Annotated in this window: 23 protein-coding genes; 9 read left to right on the forward strand and 14 right to left on the reverse strand. The window is 61.4% G+C overall.

The features are described from left to right. Positions 1 to 99: 99 nt before the first annotated feature. From EOA16_RS00105 to EOA16_RS00120, 4 genes are all read right to left on the reverse strand, one after another. Positions 100 to 729 carry an HAD family phosphatase gene (locus EOA16_RS00105; protein ID WP_127255290.1) on the reverse strand — a complete coding sequence of 210 codons (630 nt, stop codon included), beginning with the start codon at positions 727 to 729 and terminating at the stop codon, positions 100 to 102. Further along, complete coding sequence (locus tag EOA16_RS00110; RefSeq protein ID WP_127254702.1) at positions 729 to 2,249, reverse strand: FGGY-family carbohydrate kinase; 1,521 nt, start codon at positions 2,247 to 2,249, stop codon at positions 729 to 731. The genes EOA16_RS00105 and EOA16_RS00110 overlap by 1 nt, the downstream gene beginning before the upstream one ends. A gap of 160 nt (positions 2,250 to 2,409) precedes the next feature. Further along, on the reverse strand, positions 2,410 to 3,210 hold the full coding sequence (locus EOA16_RS00115) for a BtpA/SgcQ family protein (protein ID WP_127254703.1): 801 nt from the start codon (positions 3,208 to 3,210) through the stop codon (positions 2,410 to 2,412). A 38-nt stretch (positions 3,211 to 3,248) separates the two neighbouring features. Beyond that, complete coding sequence (locus EOA16_RS00120) at positions 3,249 to 4,109, reverse strand: DeoR/GlpR family DNA-binding transcription regulator (RefSeq protein WP_127254704.1); 861 nt, start codon at positions 4,107 to 4,109, stop codon at positions 3,249 to 3,251. A 164-nt stretch (positions 4,110 to 4,273) separates the two neighbouring features. On the opposite strand from EOA16_RS00120, the gene EOA16_RS00125 reads away from it, so the two are divergent. The 6 genes from EOA16_RS00125 (at position 4,274) to EOA16_RS00150 (ending at position 10,254) form a co-directional block, all read left to right on the forward strand. Next, positions 4,274 to 5,074, forward strand: a complete 801-nt coding sequence (locus EOA16_RS00125; RefSeq protein WP_127255291.1) for an SDR family NAD(P)-dependent oxidoreductase — start codon at positions 4,274 to 4,276, stop codon at positions 5,072 to 5,074. 174 nt (positions 5,075 to 5,248) lie between these two features. Next, positions 5,249 to 6,424, forward strand: a complete 1,176-nt coding sequence (locus EOA16_RS00130) for an ATP-binding cassette domain-containing protein (RefSeq protein WP_127254705.1) — start codon at positions 5,249 to 5,251, stop codon at positions 6,422 to 6,424. Further along, entirely contained in the window at positions 6,421 to 7,251 is an 831-nt protein-coding gene (locus EOA16_RS00135) for a carbohydrate ABC transporter permease (protein ID WP_127254706.1), read from the forward strand. Before EOA16_RS00130 ends, EOA16_RS00135 begins: the two co-directional genes overlap by 4 nt. A gap of 95 nt (positions 7,252 to 7,346) precedes the next feature. Then, positions 7,347 to 8,642 carry a sugar ABC transporter substrate-binding protein gene (locus EOA16_RS00140; protein ID WP_127254707.1) on the forward strand — a complete coding sequence of 432 codons (1,296 nt, stop codon included), beginning with the start codon at positions 7,347 to 7,349 and terminating at the stop codon, positions 8,640 to 8,642. Positions 8,643 to 8,745: 103 nt separating this feature from the next. Then, on the forward strand, positions 8,746 to 9,660 hold the full coding sequence (locus EOA16_RS00145; protein WP_127254708.1) for a sugar ABC transporter permease: 915 nt from the start codon (positions 8,746 to 8,748) through the stop codon (positions 9,658 to 9,660). Positions 9,661 to 9,720: 60 nt separating this feature from the next. Then, on the forward strand, positions 9,721 to 10,254 hold the full coding sequence (locus tag EOA16_RS00150; RefSeq protein ID WP_127254709.1) for a hypothetical protein: 534 nt from the start codon (positions 9,721 to 9,723) through the stop codon (positions 10,252 to 10,254). Positions 10,255 to 10,291: 37 nt separating this feature from the next. Here the strand turns inward: EOA16_RS00150 and EOA16_RS00155 are convergent, their stop codons facing one another. The 10 genes from EOA16_RS00155 to EOA16_RS00200 form a co-directional block, all read right to left on the reverse strand. Next, positions 10,292 to 10,864 carry a hypothetical protein gene (locus EOA16_RS00155; RefSeq protein ID WP_245455803.1) on the reverse strand — a complete coding sequence of 191 codons (573 nt, stop codon included), beginning with the start codon at positions 10,862 to 10,864 and terminating at the stop codon, positions 10,292 to 10,294. A 20-nt stretch (positions 10,865 to 10,884) separates the two neighbouring features. Then, complete coding sequence (locus tag EOA16_RS00160) at positions 10,885 to 11,475, reverse strand: L,D-transpeptidase (protein WP_127254711.1); 591 nt, start codon at positions 11,473 to 11,475, stop codon at positions 10,885 to 10,887. Next, the gene (locus tag EOA16_RS00165) at positions 11,459 to 12,622 is read right to left on the reverse strand and encodes an AAA family ATPase (protein WP_127254712.1); all 1,164 of its coding nucleotides are present in this window, start codon (positions 12,620 to 12,622) and stop codon (positions 11,459 to 11,461) included. The genes EOA16_RS00160 and EOA16_RS00165 overlap by 17 nt, the downstream gene beginning before the upstream one ends. Then, on the reverse strand, positions 12,619 to 13,242 hold the full coding sequence (locus EOA16_RS00170) for a TadE/TadG family type IV pilus assembly protein (protein WP_127254713.1): 624 nt from the start codon (positions 13,240 to 13,242) through the stop codon (positions 12,619 to 12,621). The genes EOA16_RS00165 and EOA16_RS00170 overlap by 4 nt, the downstream gene beginning before the upstream one ends. Then, the gene (locus EOA16_RS00175) at positions 13,236 to 13,730 is read right to left on the reverse strand and encodes a TadE/TadG family type IV pilus assembly protein (protein ID WP_127254714.1); all 495 of its coding nucleotides are present in this window, start codon (positions 13,728 to 13,730) and stop codon (positions 13,236 to 13,238) included. Before EOA16_RS00175 ends, EOA16_RS00170 begins: the two co-directional genes overlap by 7 nt. Before the next feature lie 7 nt (positions 13,731 to 13,737). After that, positions 13,738 to 15,261, reverse strand: coding sequence for a pilus assembly protein TadG-related protein (locus EOA16_RS00180; RefSeq protein WP_164754048.1), 1,524 nt, complete (start codon positions 15,259 to 15,261; stop codon positions 13,738 to 13,740). A gap of 69 nt (positions 15,262 to 15,330) precedes the next feature. Then, positions 15,331 to 15,621, reverse strand: a complete 291-nt coding sequence (locus tag EOA16_RS00185) for a hypothetical protein (protein WP_127254716.1) — start codon at positions 15,619 to 15,621, stop codon at positions 15,331 to 15,333. Continuing rightward, positions 15,608 to 17,050, reverse strand: a complete 1,443-nt coding sequence (locus EOA16_RS00190) for a type II and III secretion system protein family protein (RefSeq protein WP_127254717.1) — start codon at positions 17,048 to 17,050, stop codon at positions 15,608 to 15,610. The genes EOA16_RS00185 and EOA16_RS00190 overlap by 14 nt, the downstream gene beginning before the upstream one ends. Positions 17,051 to 17,104: 54 nt before the next feature. Further along, entirely contained in the window at positions 17,105 to 18,145 is a 1,041-nt protein-coding gene (gene cpaB, locus EOA16_RS00195; protein WP_127254718.1) for a Flp pilus assembly protein CpaB, read from the reverse strand. A 92-nt stretch (positions 18,146 to 18,237) separates the two neighbouring features. Beyond that, positions 18,238 to 18,456 (reverse strand): Flp family type IVb pilin, encoded by a 219-nt coding sequence (locus EOA16_RS00200; RefSeq protein WP_127254719.1) that lies wholly within the window; start codon positions 18,454 to 18,456, stop codon positions 18,238 to 18,240. Between the two features lie 531 nt (positions 18,457 to 18,987). Between EOA16_RS00200 and EOA16_RS00205 the strand changes: the two genes are divergently transcribed. From EOA16_RS00205 to EOA16_RS00215, 3 genes are read left to right on the forward strand one after another with little or no spacing between them, the layout of a single operon-like run. After that, a complete protein-coding gene (locus EOA16_RS00205) occupies positions 18,988 to 20,376 on the forward strand; it encodes a CpaF family protein (protein WP_127254720.1) in 1,389 nt (462 codons plus the stop codon). Further along, a complete protein-coding gene (locus EOA16_RS00210) occupies positions 20,376 to 21,347 on the forward strand; it encodes a type II secretion system F family protein (RefSeq protein ID WP_127254721.1) in 972 nt (323 codons plus the stop codon). The genes EOA16_RS00205 and EOA16_RS00210 overlap by 1 nt, the downstream gene beginning before the upstream one ends. Positions 21,348 to 21,366: 19 nt before the next feature. After that, positions 21,367 to 22,317 (forward strand): type II secretion system F family protein, encoded by a 951-nt coding sequence (locus EOA16_RS00215; protein ID WP_127254722.1) that lies wholly within the window; start codon positions 21,367 to 21,369, stop codon positions 22,315 to 22,317. Positions 22,318 to 22,344 lie beyond the last annotated feature (27 nt).

The following is a 22,344-nucleotide window of genomic DNA, read 5'->3' on the forward strand; positions in this document are numbered from 1 at the left end:
TCTTACCGGATCGATGCGAATCGACCAGACGCCATCACGCCACGATCCTCTACCGGCATGGCCAAGCGCACACTTGGGAGGTCGCGTCGCGCCAAACCCTCAGCCGGGAAACAGATCCAGGATCGACGACAGACGGTTGGTACTGAGATCGACGTCGCCGAGCAGGCCGCCGCTGGGGAGATAGCCAACCACGAACAGACCGGCGGCTCGTGCGGCCTTAGTACCGGTGCGGCTGTCTTCCACGGCCACTACGGACCCTGGAGCTATGGCGAGCTGCCGGCAGGCCTCGCGATAGGGCGTTGGGTCGGGTTTGCCGACCGAAACATCGTCGAGGCTGATTGTGAGACTCATATGGTCGAGCACGCCGAGCGCAGCGAGATTGGCATTGACGACTTGCCGGCCTGAATTTGACACGCAGACCTGCGGGACGCCGCGGTCAGCCAGGGTCCGGATCGTGTCGACCGCCTCAGGGATCGGCACGGCGTCCGCCCGGTTGGCGACGTAGTGGGCATTGATGGCGGCGAGCCACTTCGCCTGGTCGAGCCCGACTGGGAGGCGCGGACGCAGCATTGTCCAGACGTCGCCCATATGGATGCCGCGAAAGGCCTGGTCGGGCAGGTCGTCAAGATCGACGTTCCAGTTGCGGCAGCCGGCGAGGAGAGATTGATGATGCAACGGCTCGCTGTCGATCAACGTTCCGTCGATGTCCCAGGCGACGGCGCGATACATCACGATGACGATCCCGCTTTGGTTGCGCCAGGAGCCGACAGGCGCCCATAAAGATCGCGATAGCGGCGATAGCCGTCGCGGTAGATATCGGCCTTGCGGGGGTCGGGATCCAGGCGGTCGGCGAAGCTGACGAAACCGGAAACGCCCGACCAGTCGTCGGTCAGGCCGACGCCGATCGCCGCCGTCCAGGCAGCGCCGATGCAAGAGCCGGGGTGCCCGGTCAGGCGTTGGACCGGCTTTTGCAAGACATCCGCGACAATCTGCATCCACACCTTGCTGCTTGAGCCGCCGTCGGAGGCGAGATAGCGCTCGGTCCGGTGGCCCATGTCGTTGAGCACCTCGACATGATGCGCGATGGCAAAGGCATAGGCCTCGAGCAAAGCGCGCCAGACATGGCCGATATCGTGCGACAGCGTCAGCCCATCGATCACGCCACGGGCCGCAGGATCATGGATCGGCGTCTTCTCGCCGAGGAAATAGGGCAGGATGATGAGGCCGTCGGCACCGGCGGGGCGCTCTGCCGCCAGCGCATCGAGCCGCTGGTGTACCGAAATACCCTCGGCCTGTGCCGCGGCCGTCTCGCCGCCGGCGAAATTGCGTACGAACCAGTTGAGGCCCGAGCCGCCGGTCGACATGCAGCCATTGGGCATGAACAGGCCCGGCACCAGATGATAATCGAGATACATGCGCGGATCGGGCTTGATCTGATCGGTAGCGATCAGGATATCGACCGAGCCGCCGAATTTCAGGAGGACGTCGCCTGGCTTGGCGACGCCGGCGCCGAGCGCGGAGGCGATCATGTCGGCCGCACCACCGACGACAGGTGTTCCCGCCATCAGGCCGGTCTCATCCGCGGCCTTCGCCGAGACGGAACCGAGGATCTCATGCGAGGCGATTTTTCGGGGCACGACCGAGCGCGGTATGTGCGCGAGCGCCACCAGATCGTCGTCGATCCGGTGCGTCGAAACATCGACGAAGCCGGCTTCCAGCGCCCAGTTCTGCTCGACCGCACGTTCGCCGGTGAGGCGCCAGTTGATGTAATCATAGGAGCCGAAAACGGTGGCGATGCGGCTGAACACCTTCGGCTCGTGACGTTCTATCCAGCGCAGCTTTGCGGTGACGAGCTGTTGGTTGATCCCGTTGCCGGCCTTGGCGATGAAAGCCGTCTCATCGCATTCGGTCCGCAGTTCGGCCACTTCGGCGCCACAGCGGCCGTCGCTCTGCTGGATGCTCGGCCGCAGCACCTCGCCCTGGTCGTCCAGAAGAACGACCGCCGGCAGCATGCCGGTGGTGCCGACCGCCACGATCTCCTCGGCCTTGATGCCGCTGGTCCTGAGCAACTCCTGCACGATGTCGCGGACATTGGTCCACCATTGCGCGGGATCTTCCTCGGCCCAGCCCGCATGCTCGGAATGCAGCGTGACGGGGCGCGAGGCGAGGCCCTGCACCTGATCCGGAAGCCGGATCAGAATGCCGATCGTCGAGGTAGTGCCGATATCGAGACCGAGAACGAACGCCATGTCGAATCCGTTGAAGTGCTGGGAAGGGCAGGCGGGCGAACCTGTCTGCCTCGTTGTGTCCCGCTGCTCGATACCAGTCGATCATTCCGGACCGGACCGCAACGATCGATATGATCACCGCGAGCCGGCGCGGTGGCCGGCATCGCCGTGGAAGCCGTCCTCAGCGCAAAGTGGCGACAACGTCCATGAAGCGCTTGACCCGATCGCCGTCGACGGCGTTCCAGGTATTGCCATCGATCTTGAAATGGGTTCCGATCACGACGCCGCTCGCCAGCGAAAGGACATCGCGGACATTGTCGATGTTCACGCCGGTGTTGGCGAAGACCGGCACGTCGTTGATCGTCTCGCAGACGCTGCGCAGGTGGGACTGGTCGGCCGGCTGGCCAGTGATCGGACCGGAAACGAGGATCGCGTCTGCCATCGACGAGAACACCGCGCTCTTGGCGCGCAATTCAATCGGGCGCTGGTCGAGCGAGTGTGCGAACTCGGCATTGATGTTGAAGAGAAGCTTCATGTCGTCGCGACCAAGGTTGTGCCGCAGGCGCGAGGCGGCGGCGCAATCGGGCTCCCACAAGCCCATGTCGGAAGCGAACAGGCCGGTGAAGATCTCGCGCACGAAACGGGCTCCGGTGGCAGCCCCGATCGCGACGCTGGCGGTCGGATCCCAGAGATAATTGACGCCAAACGGTACTTTCAGCTCAGGCTTCACCGCCTGGACGATCGCAGTCATGGCGGCAATGCCTTCGGGCGGCGCCTTGAAGACATAGGGGCGGTCGTTCTCGTTGCCGAACATGATGGCATCGACGCCGCCGCTCTGCAGCTTGCGGATGTCGGAGAGTACGCCATCGATCAGCTTGTCGAGGCCGCCATCGGCATCATAGAGGGGCGTTCCCGGCAGGGCACCGATATGTGCCATCGAGATGACAGCCTTCTTCTTGTCGCCGAAAAATTCAAATACCATCGAGTCTTCTCCTTGGGATAAAGTGAAAATGTTGCGCCTCAGTCGCGCGTCAGTGGCGGCGCGATGCGCAGGTCGACCTTGGCCGCGGCGAGCGCCGCGGCGATCTTGGCCGGCGGCTCGGCATCGGTGATGAGGATGTCTATGTCCGACAGTGGCGCTATCCGCACCAGCGACATGCGCAGGAATTTGGCGGAATCGCACAGGACGATCTTGGTGCCCGACCGTCTCAGATAGGCGCGCTTCATATCGGTATCATCGAAGGAATAGTCGAAGAGGCCGTCCGCCGTGATGCCGGACACGCCGATGACGGCGACGTCGAACCACAGCGCCTCGAACTGGGCGATGGCCGCGGGCCCGCCGGTCGACATCTCGTCGGCCCGTACGCGACCGCCGGCAACATAGACTTCGGGCACGCCGCCGTTCAGCAACGCCGCGATCCTGAGGCTGTTGGTGAACACCTTGGCGTGCGGAAGGTCCCTGAGGTGCTCGGCCATCAGATAGGTGGTGGTGCCGACATCCATCGCGATCGTGCGGTATCCCGAGACCAGCGCGGCCGCGGCCGCGGCAATCGCCGCCTTCGGGTCTCGGCGCTGGCGCAAGCGCGAATCGAAACTCGGCTCCTCACTGTCCATGGCGACCAGCGGCGGGGTGTCGGCCTCGATCGCGCCGCCATGGATTCGCACCAGCCTGCCCTCGCGTTCCAGTTCGACGAGATCGCGGCGGATCGTCATGTCGGAAACGGCAAGTTCGGCAGCGGCCGCAGCGACAGTGAGCGACCCCGTCCGGCGCAGGAAAGCCAGGATGCGTGCCTGTCGATCGTGCGCGAGAAGGCGCTGACGATCGGCATCACGCGGTGCGCCGTGCGTGGACGATAGAGGAGGGGCGGTGTCGTCTGCCATCGATGTATCCGGTGGGTAAGCTGCTGACGAAGCGGTCAGCGGTTTTGACTCTACCGCATGATCAAACATTTTCAAACAAAAATATGTTTGCAGTGTTCGAATTTATTGGTATGCATCTCAAATCAACAGAGCGCATTCCGCCATCAAGCAGAGAGAATACGACCATGCCGGCTGTCTCCGTCACGCCTCCAGTGCTTGCCGAACTTGCGGGCAAACGCGCCTTCGTGACAGGCGGCGGCGCGGGGATCGGTCGCGCGATCGCGACCGCCCTGATGCGGCAGGGTGTCGCCGTGGCGATCGGTGATCTGGATCCCGACGCGGCACGCAAGGCGGCCGAGGAGATTGGCGGCGGTGCCACGCCTGTCATGGTTGATGTTCGCCGTCGCGATTCCGTCGAGGCTGCCTTTGCAACTGTACTGGAAGCGCTTGGCGGCTGCGACATCTTGATCGCCAATGCCGGCGTGTCCACCATGCAGCATGCGCTCGATCTGACCGACGAGGAGTGGGACTTCAACTTCTCGGTCAATGCACGCGGTGTATTCCTGGCAAATCAGATCGCTGGACGGCATTTTGTCAAGCAGGGCACGGGTTGCATCGTCAACACCGCCTCGCTTGCCGCGAAGGTCGGTGCGCCGCTCCTGGCGCACTATTCGGCATCCAAGTTCGCCGTGCTCGGCTGGACGCAGGCCTTTGCCCGCGAGCTCGCGCCGAAGGGGATACGCGTCAATGCCGTCTGCCCGGGGTTCGTCAAGACCGGCATGCAATCGCGCGAAGTCGAGTGGGAGGCGCATCTGCGGCAAGTCACGCCCGAACGGGTGGTCGCCGACTATATCGCGCAGACGCCGCTCGGCCGGCTCGAGCTGCCGGAGGATGTCGCCGACGTCGTCGTGTTCCTCTGCTCGGATCAAGCCCGCTTCATGACTGGCCAGGGGGTCAACGTGACCGGCGGCGTCTACATGACCTGACGGCCTTTGGCGGCTTGAGCCGGATCCTGACGCAGGCGCGCTCCATCCAAAAAAGTGAACACATATGATCAGAAGGTAGGCTTTTAATGTTGTATTTTGTTCTCTAAGATGACCGTTCGCTCGACTTCGGCCTTCGGCGTTCAGCCGGGTCAGACGGGTTCATGAGGAAAGTCTATGGCGTCTATCGAGCTCGATCGCGTTTCCAAGCTCTACGGCAATGGCAATTACGGGGTGCATGAGGTCGATCTCACCATTCCCGATGGTGAATTCGTGATCTTTCTCGGACCGTCGGGATGCGGCAAGTCGACGACGCTGCGGATGATTGCCGGCCTGGAGAGTATTTCCTCCGGCGATCTTCGCATCGGTGGCAAGAGCGTCGCCAATGTCGCGCCGCGCGACCGCAACGTCGCGGTGGTGTTCCAGAGCTACGCGCTCTATCCGCATATGTCGGTGCGGCAGAATATGGCCTTCGGGCTGAAGATGCGCGGCACCGACGCAGCGGTCATCGATGCCAAGATTGCGGACGCCGCTAACCTGCTCGGTCTGCAGAGCCTTCTCGGCCGCAAGCCGGCAGCGCTTTCGGGCGGCCAGCGGCAGCGTGTCGCGCTCGGCCGGGCGATCGTTCGCGAACCGGCGGCCTTCCTGCTTGACGAGCCGCTCTCCAACCTCGACGCGCAGCTGCGTGCCGAAATGCGGCTCGAACTCGTCAAGCTGCACCGGCGCCTTGGCCGCACCATCGTCCATGTCACGCACGACCAGGTCGAGGCCATGACCATGGGCGATCGCATATGCATCATGCGCGATGGTCGCCTGGTCCAGGCCGGCCGGCCGCTTGAAGTCTATGCCGACCCGGTCAACACCTTCGTCGCGCGCTTCCTGGCGACGCCGCCGATGAACCTCATTCCGGCCACGCTTCAGGCCGCACCTGGCGAAGGGCTCTCCGTCCTGACCGACAGTGGTGCCGTGCTTGCCGTCCCCGCCCGCCACCGCAACGCCTATGGCGAGCGTGTCGGGCGCCGCGTCATTCTGGGCGTGCGGGCCGAGGATTTCCACGAAAGCCCCGACAAGCCGGACTGGCAGAAGATTGCCGTACGGGTCGTGGCCGTCGAGGCTCTCGGCGCCGAGAACGTCCTGATCGGCCAGATCGCGGGTCAGCCCACCGGCAAGGATGATGCGCGCCCGACCGGCGATGATAAGCCGTTGGAGATCGCCGCCCGCCTCAGCCGTTATTTCACGGCGCCCGTCGGCTCGACCGTCGAACTCTACATCGACCCGCTGCCGATGCACCTCTTCGATCCCGAGACCGAACTGGTCATCGCGCGGCCGAGCCTCATGGGGGCCACTCGATGACCAGCATGGACAGAAACGAGCGGCCTGCCTTTCGTCGCCGCTTCGGCCTGCATTTCGGGCTGATTGTCGTTTGCGCCATCGTGCTGCTGCCGCCGCTCTGGGTGCTCCGGACGAGCTTCGTGCCCGAGCAGCTATCCTACAGCAACGAGCTGATGCCAGCCTTTACGACGGACAATTATTCGGCGCTGCTGTCAGGTCGCTTCGGTCAGTCCTACCTCAACAGCTTGATCGTCGCGCTCGGCTCGGTTCTGCTCGCTTTGCCTTTTGCCGCCACCACCGGCTATGCCTTCGCCCGCTTCCGTACGGGCGGTCGTTGGGCGCGGTTTGCCGTTCTGGCGACGCAAATGCTGCCGCCCGTGGCGCTGGTGCTGCCGACCTTCACGCTGTTCCGAAGCCTTGAGCTCAGCAATTCGCTGACCGGGCTGATAATCGTCTATGCCGCGCTCAACCTGCCTTTCCTGACCTGGATCCTGATGGGCTTCTTCGAAGGCATTCCAGTCGATCTGGAGTGGGCGGCGATGACCGACGGCGCGACCGCCTGGGGTGCCTTCTGGCGCATTGTGCTGCCGGTGTCGATGCCCGGTATCGCGGCCGCCGGCGTGCTCGGCTTCATCCTGGCGTGGAATGAGTTTTTGTTTGCCCTGGTTTTGAGCGGGCCCAAGACGGCGACCATACCGGTTGCGCTCGCCGCGTTGCAGACCTCGAACGGCGTCCAGATCGCCAAGGTTTCTGCCGGCGTCGTCCTAGCCATCCTGCCGCTGGTCGTGGCTTCCCGCTTCATCCAGCGTTTCATCGTCCAGGGCTTGACGTTCGGCAGCGTGAAATAGGCCGGCCGCTCCGAGAGCCGACATGGCTCGCTAGCCGGTTATGAAATCGTGGCGGGATCACCGCCGCGTCCAGAGGGAAAGAGGAGTAGAGAGTTATGACTTGGAACAAGCAGACCTTGATCAAAATGCTGATGACGGCCGTGAGCGGGGCAGCTGTTGTCAGCGCATCGCTTCCGGCCAGGGCGGCTGAGCCCATCACCTTGCACGCCTTGATGGAGGACGTGCCGGAAACCAAGATCATTGAAGCGCTGTTGCCCGAATTCGAGAAGCAGACCGGCATCAAGGTCGAGTTCGAGAAGATCGGCTATCCCGACATGCACGACAAGCTGGTGTCGCAGCTGACCGCGTCGCAGAGCTACTACAATGTGCTCGAGGTCGACTTCTTGTGGGCAGGCGAATTTCCGGCGGCCGGCTGGCTCGCCGACCTGAAACCCTTCGTCGAGAAATCCAAATACGATCTGAGCCCCTTCATTCCCTCGACGCTTGACCTGCTCGGCCGAACCAAGGACCAGCTGTTCCTGGTGCCCATGTACAACTACTCGATGGGCCTCCTCTACCGGACCGACCTGATCGGCGACGAGAAGCTCAAGGCCGCCTACAAGACGGCAACCGGCAAGGAGCTCGCTTTGCCGACGACGCTCGAAGATTATGTGGCGATTTCCAAATTCATGAAGGCCAATGCCGGCGTCGCCGGAGCCGCGATGCAGGGCCAGCGCGGCGATCCCAACAGCATGGAATTCTCCAATTACCTGTTCTCCGCCGGCGGCAGCTATCTCAATGCCGACGGCAAGGCGAGCCTCGACACGGCAGAGGCCAAGAAGGCGCTCGATCTCTATGTCGACAACATCCAGCATGGCGCCCAGCAGGGTGCCGTGTCGGCGACGCTCGATGACACCATGCGCCTGATGTGCAGCGGTTCCGCCTTCAGCATGGTCACCTATTGGTGGATGCTGCCGCAGATGGACGATGCCGTGAAGTGTCCGACGGTCGCCGGCAAGGTCGGTCTGTCGGTGATGCCGGGTGGCCATGGCGAAAGCGGCGGTTGGGGCTGGGGCATTCCCAAGAACACGTCACCGGAAGAGCAGGAAGCCGCCTGGACCTTCATCCAGTGGGTGCAGAGCAAGGAGGTTTCGGTGAAGCGCGCGCTCGAAGGCCACGCGCCCGTGCGCAGCGATGTCTATGCCGATGCGGCGGTGCTGGCGAAATATCCTTTCTACAAGACCGCCGAGGATGTGGTGGCGACCGGCAAGTCGTTCCCGATCTTCACCTATTCGGCGCAATACGAGGATCTGCTCGGTACCCAGCTCTCGCTGGCGGCTGGCGGCCAGGCGACTTCGGACGCGGCGCTGAAGGCGGCTTCCGACGGCCTGCAGGGGCTCCTCGACAAATAGCGCTCTGGCTCGGCAAGGAGATCCGGCGCGGCGGTGTCAGCCGCGCCGGATCTTGACCTCTTGACGAGATCAGCAACGCCACCCCGACCAAGGCTCGGCTACGATGCACAATGCGATCAAAAAAGGATGGGCTGCCCGTGGCCGCGAGTGGCGAACCGGCTGGGCCTTTGCCTTGCCCGGCCTGTTGCTGCTGGCGGTCGTGATGGGCTTTCCGCTGGCCTATGCCTGCATCCTCTCGATCTCCTCGATGACCCTGATCAAGCCGCAGCTTCTGCCGCTTGTCGGGTTCAAGAATTTCGCCTCGATGATCGGCGATGAGCTGTTCTGGAACGCGCTCTGGCTCACCGTGCGCTATTCGGCGGTGACGGTGGTCGGCGAGTTCGTGATCGGGCTCGGCATTGCCCTGATGCTCAACCGGACGGTCCGGATGAAGCCGGTCTATTTCGCGGTTCTGACCATTCCCATGGCGATGTCGCCGATCAGCGTCGCCTTGATCTGGCGCATGCTGCTCCAGCCCAATCTCGGCATCGCCAATCATCTCATGGAGACATCAGGCCTGCCGCGCCTCGACTGGCTCGGCACGCCAGGCATGGCGCTCTGGACGATGGCGGCGATCGACATCTGGCAGCAAATGTCCTTCGTCGTGCTGATCCTTGCCGCGGGGCTCGCCGCTTTGCCGCGCGATCCCTATGAGGCGGCTGAAGTGGATGGCGCGCGCGGCTGGCAGCAATTCGTCTACATCACGCTGCCGATGCTTCGGCCGGTCGCGGCGATCACCGTCATCATTCAGCTGATCAACGAGTTCCGGACCTACGATCTGCCCTATGTCCTGACCAAGGGCGGACCGGGCAACGCGACCGAAGTGCTGAGCTTCTTTGCCTACCGTCGTGCCTTTCTCGGCCTTTCGCTCAACGAAGGCGCGGCAGCCGCGTTCGTGCTGCTGCTGATCGTCCTTCTGCTCACCGTGATCTTCTTCGCCGTCCTCGAGCGCTCGCAATCGGCAGAGGGCCGGAAGTAGGGCTGTTAAGCCTTGAGCAATCTATGCGGCCTATCCTGGCTTGCAGATTGTCGAGGGAACATGAAACGCAAGCCGCTCCTGCTTTTCGCCTTTCCGTTTCTCATTCTGGCGGTCCTGGCAGGGGAGCGCATGGCGACCTTGTTGCTGGGCACCTATCCAGCCAGCCCCACCGCATGGTGGCTATGGCTTGAACTGCGCCCCTTGTCGGCGATGTTCTGGCAGCAGGTGGATGTCTGGCTGGGCGGCTCCATGGCTCTCGACGCTGTCATCCTTGCCGCCGCATCGATCGTCTGCTGGATAGCGTGTCACGCCAAGCGGTCGGCTTTCGTCTTCCTCGCCAACCATGTCGCCCTGATTTTTGCCGGGCTGATGATCGCCGTCGGCAGCCATTCGGAAACGGCGAGCACGATCGCCGCATTCACCTCGCCCAGCGGTTTTCCATTCACGCTGGCTGTTGATTTCACCTTGAAGAACAGCCTGGTGCTGCTTTTTGGCATCGTGGCCTGTGCCTACTGCCACATCGCCTTCCTCACCGAGGCGCGGGAGCGGTCCGTCCGGACCATCCGTATCCTGGCGCTGCAGCGCGATCTCTGAACCGCTCGCATCCTGCCCGGATGCAGCGCCGTCAGGCCTAGTTGTTGATCCGGCGGTAATAGACCTTGCCGTCGGGCTGCTGGATGCGCTGGTAGTTGGAGCTTGGGGCAGGCGGCGAGGCCGACGCGATTCTCCTCCTGGGTGCGGGCGCTTCGATGACGCCGGGTTCGCTCGCGCTCTCGCCGTCGAGGGCTTCGGGCGCCTGCGCCAGCGTGCTGGTGGCGATCTCGGACGGTTCTTCCGCACCCGGCATGGCCGCGCCGCCGGCGACCGGCATAGGCTGCCCCAACCGGGCAATGCTGGCATCGATCTCGTTGAAGCTGCCTTGCAACTGGCTGTCCAGTTTCTCGAACCGGCTCTGGAAGCCGTTGTTGACCGTGTCGAGCCGGGCCGCGATCCGCTGCTCGAACGCGCCGAGCTGCTCCAGTCGCGCTTCGACGAAACGCAGGTCGCTCATGCCCCGATAGAGATAGACCGCGGCCGCCATGTTGATCGCGGTGATCAGAAGCGCGCCACCGGCGACGATGACGCCGATCGTCTTTGCCTTGCTGGGCTTCTCGGTGGCAGCCGGTTCGCGCTGTTCCTGGTTTCCGATATCGATCGCCGGCATGTCCGGTTCGCTGATCATCGTCATTGGACCACCACCTTTGCGCCGACCGCGACGCGTTTGAAAAGATCGATCACATCCGTGTTGGTGAGACGAAAACAGCCCGATGTCCCGTCGAAGCCGACACCCGACGGGTCGTTGGTGCCGTGTATGCGGTAGAGCGTGTCGCGGCCGTCCCGCGACAGGTAGAGCGCCCTTGCGCCGAGCGGATTGTAGGGGCCGGCGGGCACCATTTTCGGCAGCTCCGGCTGGCGGGCGCGCATTTCCTGCGGCGGGCGCCACTCCGGCCATTCGGTCTTCGCCCCGACCTTGACGGTGCCGGTCCAGCCGAACCCGTCGCGCCCGACGCTGATCTGGTAGCGCAGCGCCTGGCCCTGGCGGGTCACCAGGTAAAGCGCCTTCTCGTCCTTGCGGATGATGATCGTTCCCGGCTGCTCGGCGGTTGCGAAGGCAACGGCCTTGCGCAGGCTGGGTCCCATCGCCGGCAGCGGCGGCCGCTCCGAAAGCGCCGATCGCGCCTCGGCGAAATCGTGGACGGACAGCGCCAGCGCCACGCCGAGCACGCAGGCGCCGGCGAGCTTTGGGGCGATCCGATATCTATCGGGCAGCGTCATCGAGCCGCTCTTTGAACATCCGCTTCAGATCCTTGTTGAAGCGCGCCCGCCCATCCACTTCCGATGGCGGGATGGCCCTGTTCAGCGCATCGGTCAGAAGCGCGTTGTCCAGCGCGACCGACTTGATGTGCGGCGCCTTGAAGATCTTTTCGAGCTCGCTGCGCGAAAAATGGTTCCCGAACCATTTGCGCTTGTGCTTGTTGGCGACCAGCGTGATCGACACCGCATTGCCGCGCAGCTCGCGGATCTTCTTGTAGAGCCGCTTGCCTTGCCGCAGCGACGCGACGTTGAGCTCGAAGACGATGAAGATCTCGTCGCTCGTCGACAGCACGGAATTGTGCCAGGGCGTTTCGAGATTGGGCAGGTCGATGACGATGTCGTCGAAGCGGTAGGCGACCAGGTCGAGCAGCCGGAAGACGAAATCGCTGCCATGCGGCTCGAACGGCAGTTGCGGCCGCTCGAACGCGTAGAGCGTGAGGCCGGACGGGCGCGACAGCTTGATGACGTCCATCAACTCGACATCGAGCCGCTCCGGCTGGCCGATGATGCCGGCAAGGTCGAACTGGTTGAACAGATTGAGATAGGCGCCGCAATTGGCGCTCTGAAAATCCAGGTCGACGAGACAGGTGGACGCCGCGCGTTCAGCCGATTTCGACGCCAGGAATTCGGCCGCCGACAGCGCCAGCGTCGTGGCGCCCGCGCCGCCGCTGGCGCTGATGAAGGTGATGATCCGGCTCTTCGTTCCCTGGCTGCCGGTGTCGTGGAAGGTCACCGCGTTGAGCAGCTCCTTGCCGTCGAGCGGCTTGTGCAGCCAGTCCGAGGCGTTCATGCGCACCAAAACGCGCGTCTGTTCCGAGGTCAGCTCGTCGGAAACCGCGATCAGCGGCACGGCAGCCCACAGTGCGCGCGCCTCGACGATGCCCGGCCTGCCGAGCAACTCGCCATTGCCGAGATCGAGGATGACGATGCCGGGCCGCGTCTCGGCGGGCGGACCTTTCAGAAAGTCGCTCGTCTCGGAAACCCTGACGTCATAGATCGCCAGCGCATCGAGCCGCGTCGCCACATCGCGCTTGAAATTCGGATCCGACGAAAACAGCGCCACCTGCTTTCGCTTGGTCGGCGTAACCTTGGTGTTGATGGCGTTCATGGCCAGGTGCTTTTCATGTCTTCGCCCGTGACCGTGCTCAGCATGGAGGGCATTGTGATATTTGCGAATCCGAGAAAGAAGAACTGGAAGGGATGATTGGTGATGCTGACGGTGACTGTCGGTACTGGCCCGCTGGGACGCGTCCAGTAGCCGAGGCCGGATGCCTGGTATTGTATCCGCACTTCGGACTTCGCCAGCATTGGCAGGAAAGTCTGCATTCCGGCCCGGCTGCTGTTGCCGCTGAAAATGAAATCAAAAGCGGCTTGGCTTACATTGAGGTTCTGACACGTAGCGCCCACGCCACAAGTGCAAGTGACGCTTCCAGCAATATTGGCAGTGCAGATATAGTTGTAGGTGTTTGCAGCCACCGCGGTGCCGACTTTGGTTATATCGCTCTGCGTTATCGTCTCCACCAGAAGCCCGCTGGCGACAGGTGTAGAAATCTGCGCCAGCCTTGCGCCGGCTTGCACCGCTTTATTCCCAGCATTCCATTGGTAAAAGGCGTAGCCGAAATCGACGAAGCCAAGCAGAAGCGTCAACAGCAGCGGCATCACTATGGCCATTTCGACCATAGTCGCTCCGGACTGGTTGGCCCAAAACTTGATGCGCTCCGTCACCATCCAATGACTCGTTCCTGATGGGACACCCTCAGCGTGAGAGCACCAAAGCCGAGATACGACCAGAAGCCGACGTCCGGATAAGAATAGGAGGTACTGACGTCCACGACATCGACATTGGTCGTGCTGCTAAGATAAAGCTGCGTGCCCGTGGCCACATCGACCGCGGGCGTGGACAAACTCTTGGTGATCTCAACTGTCGGTGGAAGCCATCCAGCCACTCTGGCGCTGCCGCCGGTGACCGCCCCCGAGGCAGCAAGGTTTTGAGCCCGCCCCTTGCAGGTCTCCCAGTCACTGCTGCATCGTGCCATGTAGCGACCCGCATCTTCAACGCCGGCTTCGAGAAGCAGGCGCGTGTTCAGGATGTTGGAAAACTCAAACACACCAGCCGATAACAGAAATACCAGTGGTATGGTGATCGCGGCTTCCACCAAAGCGGCGCCATTTTCGTCGCCTTGGAACCGCCTAATGATGTTGCCGAACCTGGTCATGTCGATCCTACCGATACAGTTGGGCTTCGTTGCGAAATGCTTTGTCTAAAAGGGTGTTGTTGGCAAACCCCCCATCTACATCGACGATCTCCAGGCTGATAGGCTTCTCCCCGGCCGTGGTGTCCTCGTCGTCCTTGCTGTTATCCTGCTTCTGGATCGGGCTATTTATAAAGACACTGGCATAGCCATCAGGCTTGAGCTGGACATGGCCATTGATCTTGGCTTGGTTGGCGATGCAGTTGACGATCGCCATGTTAAGCAGACGGCGATCGGGATCCGAGGTCGGCGTTGTGCCTTTGAAACAGGCCGGAACGCCGCTTTCCTTTGTCGGCGCGAGGGACTTGTCCCCGACGAGCCCGTTCGCAATCTCGTATTTGTAGACGTCATATCTGGAAGCCGGCACAGAGGCGCCGGTCGGGTTGGTGGTGCTAGGGACGGTGGGATATGCGGCACCATGGTTAATCTGCCAATAGTTGGTGCGATCCCATGTCGAATTCGTCATCCCCGTTGCGGAATCAAAGCCATCGCCTGGCGGCAGCGCCATCGCCGTTCCGTCTGTGTTGGGCTTGTATTTGTTGCAGTTCGCGGTCTTGTCCACGCCCTTGCGCACATTGCTCGCCGGCCGATATTGCCAATCGGTGTCATGGCTCTTCAGCGAAGTGCTGTAGATGTCGAAGCGTACATTGAGGCCAGCGTTGACCTGGCCCAGGGTGACGCCGGTCTTAGTGGTGAGCTTATCGCGTTGATAGCAGGTGCCGGCGGTTCCGACAGCGAGCGCGTCCCGCAGCGACGCGAGACTGTTGTCGATCAGTCCGAAATTGCCTGGGCCGGGGTTGCTGTCGACCTTGAGGACGCGGAGTTCGCGGCTGTATGTGAGCCCGGCTGCAAAGGCCTGCTGGATCGTTTTGCTGGTCGACGGGTCGGTCGTCTCGAACGGATTGCACATGAAGATTGGCACCGTTTCGCATATCGACTGGACAAATCCGGCCACAGCCTGTGGCCTTAAATCCATGGTGTCGCTGCCGCCTAGAAAGCTTGCCGGGAATATCGTCGCGAAGGCGCCTGCGCCATCCGCCAAGCCGGAAGCGTTTACCGTCACCAGAGAGAATGTCACAGCTTTGGGATCGGTACTTGACCAGTCATGACCGGTAGAATCGACGCCGGCGGCGCTCAAAGTGGTGCTGTCGTCGGCGGGTATTCCCGTCAAATATCTGACGGTCACGTCGGCCACCGCGAGCGTGTGATCGTGAGAAGTGGGATCGTCAGAGGTAGAAAACTTGGTTTTGTTGGTGAGTAGGGTCGTCATCGCCCGGTTCGCTCGGTCGATTGAATCCGCTCTGCCATCCAGTTCAGCAGCGGTCGCAAGCGCGAGCGCATCAACACCCTTCTGCAGATCATTATGCAGTCCGCTGGCCCGGCTCATATCGATGGCCAGCAGAGCAAAGCCGACAAGCACGGGCAGCATGATCGCCACAAGGATCATCGCGACGCCGCGTTGATCGTTCCAGATGGCACGAATGGTCCCCAACATGACCTTACTCTCTGCTTTCCTGCGCCAAGGCCCTCGCATGCCGGCGCCTTCCGCATCCTTCCATTCAGTTCACTGTGTCACACCCGACCCGCCGACATTGACCGTGATCGCCGGCGGTGGCGGCGGCGGCGGTGGATATTTGTAGGCCTGGGCTACGGCAGCGGCGCGCGCGCCGTCACCTTCGATCCTGGTATTCCTTGCGTTAGGATTGAGCGGGTCCACCGTCTGCAGCATCGAATTGAATTTCTGCGTGTCGCCGGCGGCTAGCGTCACCGAATCATAGTGGTTCAGGTAGTCGGCGGCGCAGCCTGACAGCGCACCGGCGCAGAGAATGAGGATCAAGGCGCTATTTCTTGACATAGAGCATCTTGTCCTTCGATTTGAAGTCGAGCATGTGGCCATAGGGGCCGGTGACGCCTTCGCCGAGTTCATATTTGCGGACCATGTCCTTGGTCACTTCAAGCTGGCCGAGCACGAAGAATTCCGGATCGTTGGCGGGCCGCGTCTTGTCGAACGGCGTCGCCAACTGCTCGCCGGGCTTCACCGGCCGCACGATGTGCGGCGTGACGATGACGACCAGCTCGGTTTCTTCCTTCTGGTTGCTCGAACTGCGAAACAGCGTGCCGATAACCGGCACCTGGCCGAGCCAAGGCACCTGGTCCTGGAGCTTGGTCGTCTTGCTCGAAAGAAGCCCGCCGACCGCGAAGCTCTGGCCGTCGCGCAACTCGACGACGGTCGACAGTTTGCGATTGGTGAAGATCGGGTCGCCGGCGGTGGTGAAGCCGGTCAGGTCGCTCACCTCCGGCGCCAGCTGCATATGGATCTTGCCGTCGTCGAGTACGACCGGCGTGAACAGCAGATTGACGCCGAATTGCTTGTAGACGATGCTTATCTCGCCGTCTTTGTCGAGAGTGCGGATAGGCACTTCCCCGCCGGCATTGAAGCTGGCCTGTTCGCCGGAAAGCGTGGTGAGGTTGGGGTTCGCGAGCATGCGCACCGCGCCTTTGGACTCGAGCGCCTCAATGATCAGATCGACCTTGATGTTGCTGTCGATGACGCGCGTGATCAGCGCTCCGAAGGGAGCCGAGTTGGACAGCAGGCCGCTGAGCAGACCGCCCGGTCCGAGCACGACACCGTCTTCGTCGACGGCAGCAACACCGGTACCGGTACGGGTTGTGCCATCGCCGTTCCTGCTCTTGATCGACACGCCGAGATCGCGTCCGGCATTGCGCTTGGCTTCGAGCACCCGCACTTCGAGATTGACCTGCTGGCTGTCGTCGACGATGACCGAGTTGATGACAGCGTCCGGGCCATATTGCTGCGCAACCGCCAGGATCGAGGCCAGCGTGGCGCCGTCCTTGACGTGGCCACCAAGCCTGACCTTGCCGTTGATCGAGCCGATTTCAATGCGCGACTTCGGCGCCACCTGGCGGATCGCCTGCGCCATGTCGCTGACGTCGACGCCGACTTCGATCTGGAGGGCGCCGAGCGAGCGCTTGTCGGTAGAAAACAGATTGACCGTGGTGGTGCCGGCGCCCTTGCCGATGACGTAAAGCGTGCGGTCGGTCATCGGCTGCGCATCGGCAATCTTCTCATCGCCGACGACGATATCGCCCAGATTGGCACTCACCTGGACCGTCACCGATTGCGACATCGGCAGGAAAATCCGGTGCACGCTGGGGGTCGACACGTCGATGAAGCGGTCTGCAGCGTGAACCGCGAAGCTCAACGACAGCAACGCACAGAAAAAGGCCAGAACGGCGGTCAGTGATCCCCGAAAAACGCGCATTAACGCTACCCCCTCGCCGGCTGATTCGCACTCCACATATCTGATATGCCGGTGTTATTTTTGTCGCGGCACATCATATGTTTCAAGCTTTATACCCCGAAAGACACCGACTGTCGCCCGCGCCGGTGCTTCCGGCTGCACATATTTGACCACTTCCTTGACAACTTCTTTCACCTGCGGCGCAGATGCCACAGCCGGCGCCGGCTTGACCTTGCTCAACTGGTCGAGACGGTTTCCCACTTGCTCCACGGCCTGGGTCAACCCGGCTAGCTTGTCTTCGGCGCGCTTGCGCTCCTCCGCAGCCGCGGCTTCCGCTGCTGCCTTCCTGTCGAGTTCCGCCTGCCTTGCGGCGACGTCTGCCGGCGTCTCGCCGGTCAGGTCGGAAAGCGTCACCCGTTCGGTCGTCTCGCCCTTGCTGGCTGCGGCCTGGCGCAGCGCCAGCGACAACTGCCCGGCGCCTGCCGCCAGCGTCAGCTTTTGCGCGTCCCTGGTGCTGGCCTCGAGCGTCACGGACTTCACCACCGTCGGGCTGTCCTTGCTTTCGTCGGCCACCTGGTCGATGGCGAGCACCTTCATGCTCTGCAGCAGCACGTCGACGAAACTCTTATCCGTGCCATCATCGCCGCGCGCCGTGCGGGTCAGTAGAATATCGACTCGATCGCCTGGGAAAACGAAGCCGGCGACGCCGAGCACATCATTGACGCGGATCGAAACGGCCTTCATGCCTTCGCCAAGCACTGCCGATAGTGTGGCGCGTTGGCCGGGGCCAGTAATCTTGGTAGCAAGAATCGGCTCATTGACACCGATCGCCTGCAATGCCTGCTTGGTACCGTCGCCAGCCAACAGGTCTTTTGTTGACTTGAATGCCCCGGCTGGAACCGCCCCCGCCGGCCATGCGACTTCGCGCAGTTTATCTGCGCTTAGAGCGTCACCGAACTTCAGCGGCATTGCCGCAACCACGACGGTGCTGCCTTGTACGACGCCCGTTTGCGCCATGGCGCTTCGCTGTCCTGCAAGCCAGATGTTGACCAGGACAACGGCCAGGACGCCGAACACCCCGGCGAGCACGATCATGATAAGTGTGTTGGCGCGCATGTCCCAAGCCCCAAGCCCCAATGCGGGATTCGCCCGCTGCGATCGGATTCAGGCCCGGCTCGAACGATCCGGGCCTGAGTGTAGTCAGGCGATCAGGAACCAACGCCCGTAGCTGCGGTGCAGACGCCAGACGGGTGCGCGTCGAGGGCGGTGCAGAGCGCCGTGAAACGACCGTTCACCCATCCGCCGATCGCGAGGACAGTCATAATCGATGCAACGGCGATAATGCCGATAAGGATGGAATACTCGACCATGGCAGCGCCGTTTTCATCGTCGCGGAACTGCCGGGTCATCGTCATGAGCTTGTTCATGTCAATTTCTCCCTTTGGAGGTTGTAACCCGACGAGACAGAGCACGGGATGAAATCCAAACCCAAGCATCCCCCGTCATCTCGATCCTAGGTCCCGAGAAAACGCAGAGTCAAACGAGATTAAGGGTTCCTTAACTTTCATATACGTGATTCGGCAAGAAGATTGCAAAGTCAAAGCTTATCAAGGGATTGATTCTTTTCATTTTTCGGACGTCCTTAACCATTCGTTCACAATTTGGCCGCTCATGTGGCGAAACTAGGGAAGCATTAGCTATGATGCATATTCCTTTATATCTAAGGACTTAAGCGGCAGTTTTGCTCATTTTTGCGGCGCGGTCGGATGAGTGTGAGGGCCGCAGATAAATTGGGAGAACCCCGCATGCCCTCTGCATAAAATAAACAAGGGATTTGTGGGCTTTGATCTTAACTATGCCGAAAGTAATGGCTGTGCGCTGGGCATCCAGGCGCTTGTGCGCTCGTTGGTTAACGTTTAGTTTCCGCTAATGCGTGTCCGAGGGGAGTATAAGCAATTATGCTGGGGCGGTTCATAAAGGGTCCAGGAGAACAGCAGGGAGTGACAAAGGTCGAGCCGCCGACGGTTTCGCCTGTTGCCCAGCCCCTTTCGGCCGTCGCTGATATTGAATCGCATGGCGATGATTTTCTGACGCTCAAGGTCGAGATTCATCGCCATCTTATCGATCGGTTCAATCTGACCGCCCTTGAAAGTGCTTCCAAGGATGAGATCCTGAACGAGATCCGTCCGATTGTTCGCGAGTTCGTTCGTAATCGAAACGTGCCGCTGAACGCACGCGAACTCGATCAATTGACCAGTGACACCGCCGACGAGATGCTGGGTCTCGGGCCGATCGAACCGCTGCTCAAGGACGATTCGATCACCGACATCATGATCAACACCCACAAGCGCGTTTTCATAGAGCGGCGTGGCATCGTCGAAGAAACGCCAATCCGGTTTCGGGATGAGGCGCATTTGCTGCGCGTCATCAACAAGATCGTTTCGGCTATCGGCAGGCGTGTGGATGAATCGTCGCCGATGGTCGATGCGCGGCTGGAAGACGGTTCGCGTGTCAACATCGCGGTGCGGCCGGTCTCGGTCGACGGCCCGCTGGTGTCGATCCGCAAGTTCTCGAAGAACCCCTATTCGCTTGAGCGTTTGATGGCGTTCAATTCCATCCGTCCGCCGATGATCGAGCTGCTGCGGATCGCGGTCCAGGCGCGCAAATCGATCCTGGTTTCTGGCGGCACCGGCAGCGGCAAGACGACGTTGCTCAATGCCTTGTCGAGCTACATACCCTCCAAAGAGCGGCTGATCACCATCGAGGATGCGGCCGAATTGCAATTGCAGCAGCCGCATGTCGGCCGGCTGGAGACGCGCCCGCCCAATGTCGAGGGCAAGGGCGAGGTGCGCCAACGTGAGTTGCTGAAGAACGCGTTGCGCATGCGGCCGGACCGCATCATCGTCGGCGAGGTGCGCGGCGAGGAAGCCTTCGACATGCTGCAGGCGATGAACACCGGGCATGAAGGCTCGATGACCACCATCCATGCCAACACGCCGCGCGACGCGATCTCGCGGCTCGAACAGATGGTCGGTATGGCCGGCATGCCGATGACGCATGATTCGATCCGGGCGCAGATTGCGTCGGCCATCGACATCATCGTGCAAACACAGCGTCTTTCCGACGGCGGCCGGCGCGTCACCTCCATATCGGAGCTGACCGGCATGGAAGGCAATGTCGTGCAGCTCCAGGAAATCTATCATTTCGTCCGCCGTGAAGTCACAGCCGAAGGCAAAGTCATCGGTGATTTTCGTGCAACCGGTGTCCGTCCGCGCTTCGCTCCGGAGGCCGCGACACTTGGCCATCATTTTGCCAAGGACGCCTTCAACCCGCAGGTTGCCCTCTGATGCCGACGGGTCAAGCTCTGCTGTATTTCATCTACATGCTGGCGGCGGCCTCGGTCATTCTCGCCGGCGAAGCCCTTTATCTTTCCTTTGCCGGCCGCCGCTCCCGGTCTCTAGCAGTTAATCGCCGATTGAAGCGGCTCGCTGGCGACGTCCCGGCCGAACAAACGTTACAGGGATTGCTGCGCGAGCGCGGGCTCACGGACTCGGGCGATTTTCTTTTCGGTATGGTCTGGTTGAACAGGCTCTATACCCAGTCCGGCATTACTGGAAACCCCCTGACGTTCGCTGCGACGTTCCTGCTTGCGGGTCTGGCGATGGCGTTGCTGCTGGCGATCCTCATCAATGTGTCGACCTTGGCGTCGCTTCTTATCTTTCTGGTCGTAGGGCTCGTCTTGCCGCTTCTGGTCCTCCGGCGCGCCCGCAACAAGCGAATCCGGAAATTTGCCAAACAGCTGCCGGATGCGCTCGACATGATTGTCCGTTCGCTGCGCGCCGGACATCCCGCTTCGGTCGCGATCGGTCTTGTGGGGCGCGAGATGCCGGATCCGCTCGGTACCGAGTTCGGCATCGTCTCCGACGAGATCACCTTTGGCCTCAGCATCGAGCAGGCCGTGCGAAAGCTTTCGCAGCGTGTCGGCTTCGAGGGCCTTCAGCTGCTGTCGGTATCGCTGTCGATCCAGGCCAAGACGGGCGGCAATTTGACCGAAATTCTAGCCAATCTTTCCTCGGTTCTGCGTGAACGGCAGAAATTGCGAATGAAAATCAGGGCGCTTTCGGCCGAAGGTCGCGTCTCCGCGTGGATCATCTCCTTGTTTCCTATTGTGATGTTCTTCACACTTCAAATCCTTTCCCCAGCCTATTACGGGGCGGTCTGGGGCAACCCGCTCATCTTCCCGACATTCCTGCTTTTTGGCTTGTGGGCGCTGCTTGGCGACTTCATCATGTACCGGATGGTCACTTTCGATTTTTGACTGGGGGCGACGAAAGAAATTGTTTTCGAACATTCAGGACCTGGGCTTCTTGGTGTCTATTGCCGTCTTTGTGGCGGCTGTGTCCTTCTTCCTTTTCGGTGCGCTTGTCTTCTTGCCGGCTCTGCAGACACGAAAGCTCGTCGCGCAGAGCCTGATGGGCGAAGGAATTACAGACCGCCGGTCGATGCTCGGACAAGACCAGCTTGCCAAGCTTGCGGCGCAACGGCCGGTCGATGCCTACTTCAAGTCGATCGAGAAGGAGCGCGATGAGCCAAATGCCCTGGAGGCGAAGCTGTTTCGCGCCGGCTTTTATCAATCAAGCGCACCACTGATTTATACGCTAAGTCGCCTGGCCGCCGTCTGCGTCGGCTTTCTGGCAATGTATGCACTCCTGTCGCGCGCTCTGCCGCCGCACCTGCCAGGTTTCATCACCTTTGCCGGTTCTGCCCTGTTCGGCCTAGCCTGCATCGTGCTTCCTTCCATTCTGCTCGACCGTTTCGAGAACAGCCAGAAACAGATCTATCGCCGGGCTTTCCCCGACTTCATGGACATGATGATCACCTGCGCCGATGCCGGCATGAGCCTGGAGGGGGCAGTCGAACGCGTCAGCCACGAAATGGCTGCCACCCACAAATGGCTGGGAATACAGCTGTCGATCATGAATTTGCAGTTGCGTGCTGGCAAGCCGTTGCGGGAAGCGCTACGCGAACTCTCGGATCGCATCGGACTGGACGAGGCGCGGGCACTGGCTGTCCTCTTTAGGCAGTCGGAAGAACTCGGCACCAGCCTCACCGACGCATTGCGTGTTTATAGCGCCGAGATGCGTGGCCAGAGAATCCTGAGTGCAGAGGAACGTGCCAACTCTTTGCCTGTGAAAATGATGATTCCGTTGGGGCTTTGTATCTTCCCTGTGGTTATGATGGTTATCATGCTACCGGTGATCATCCGTATGAGGGGCATTATCTTCTAATTGCGTGTATGATGTGATTCTAATATG

It is taken from the genome of Mesorhizobium sp. M7A.F.Ca.US.008.03.1.1, assembly GCF_003997495.1.
Lineage (GTDB): Bacteria > Pseudomonadota > Alphaproteobacteria > Rhizobiales > Rhizobiaceae > Mesorhizobium.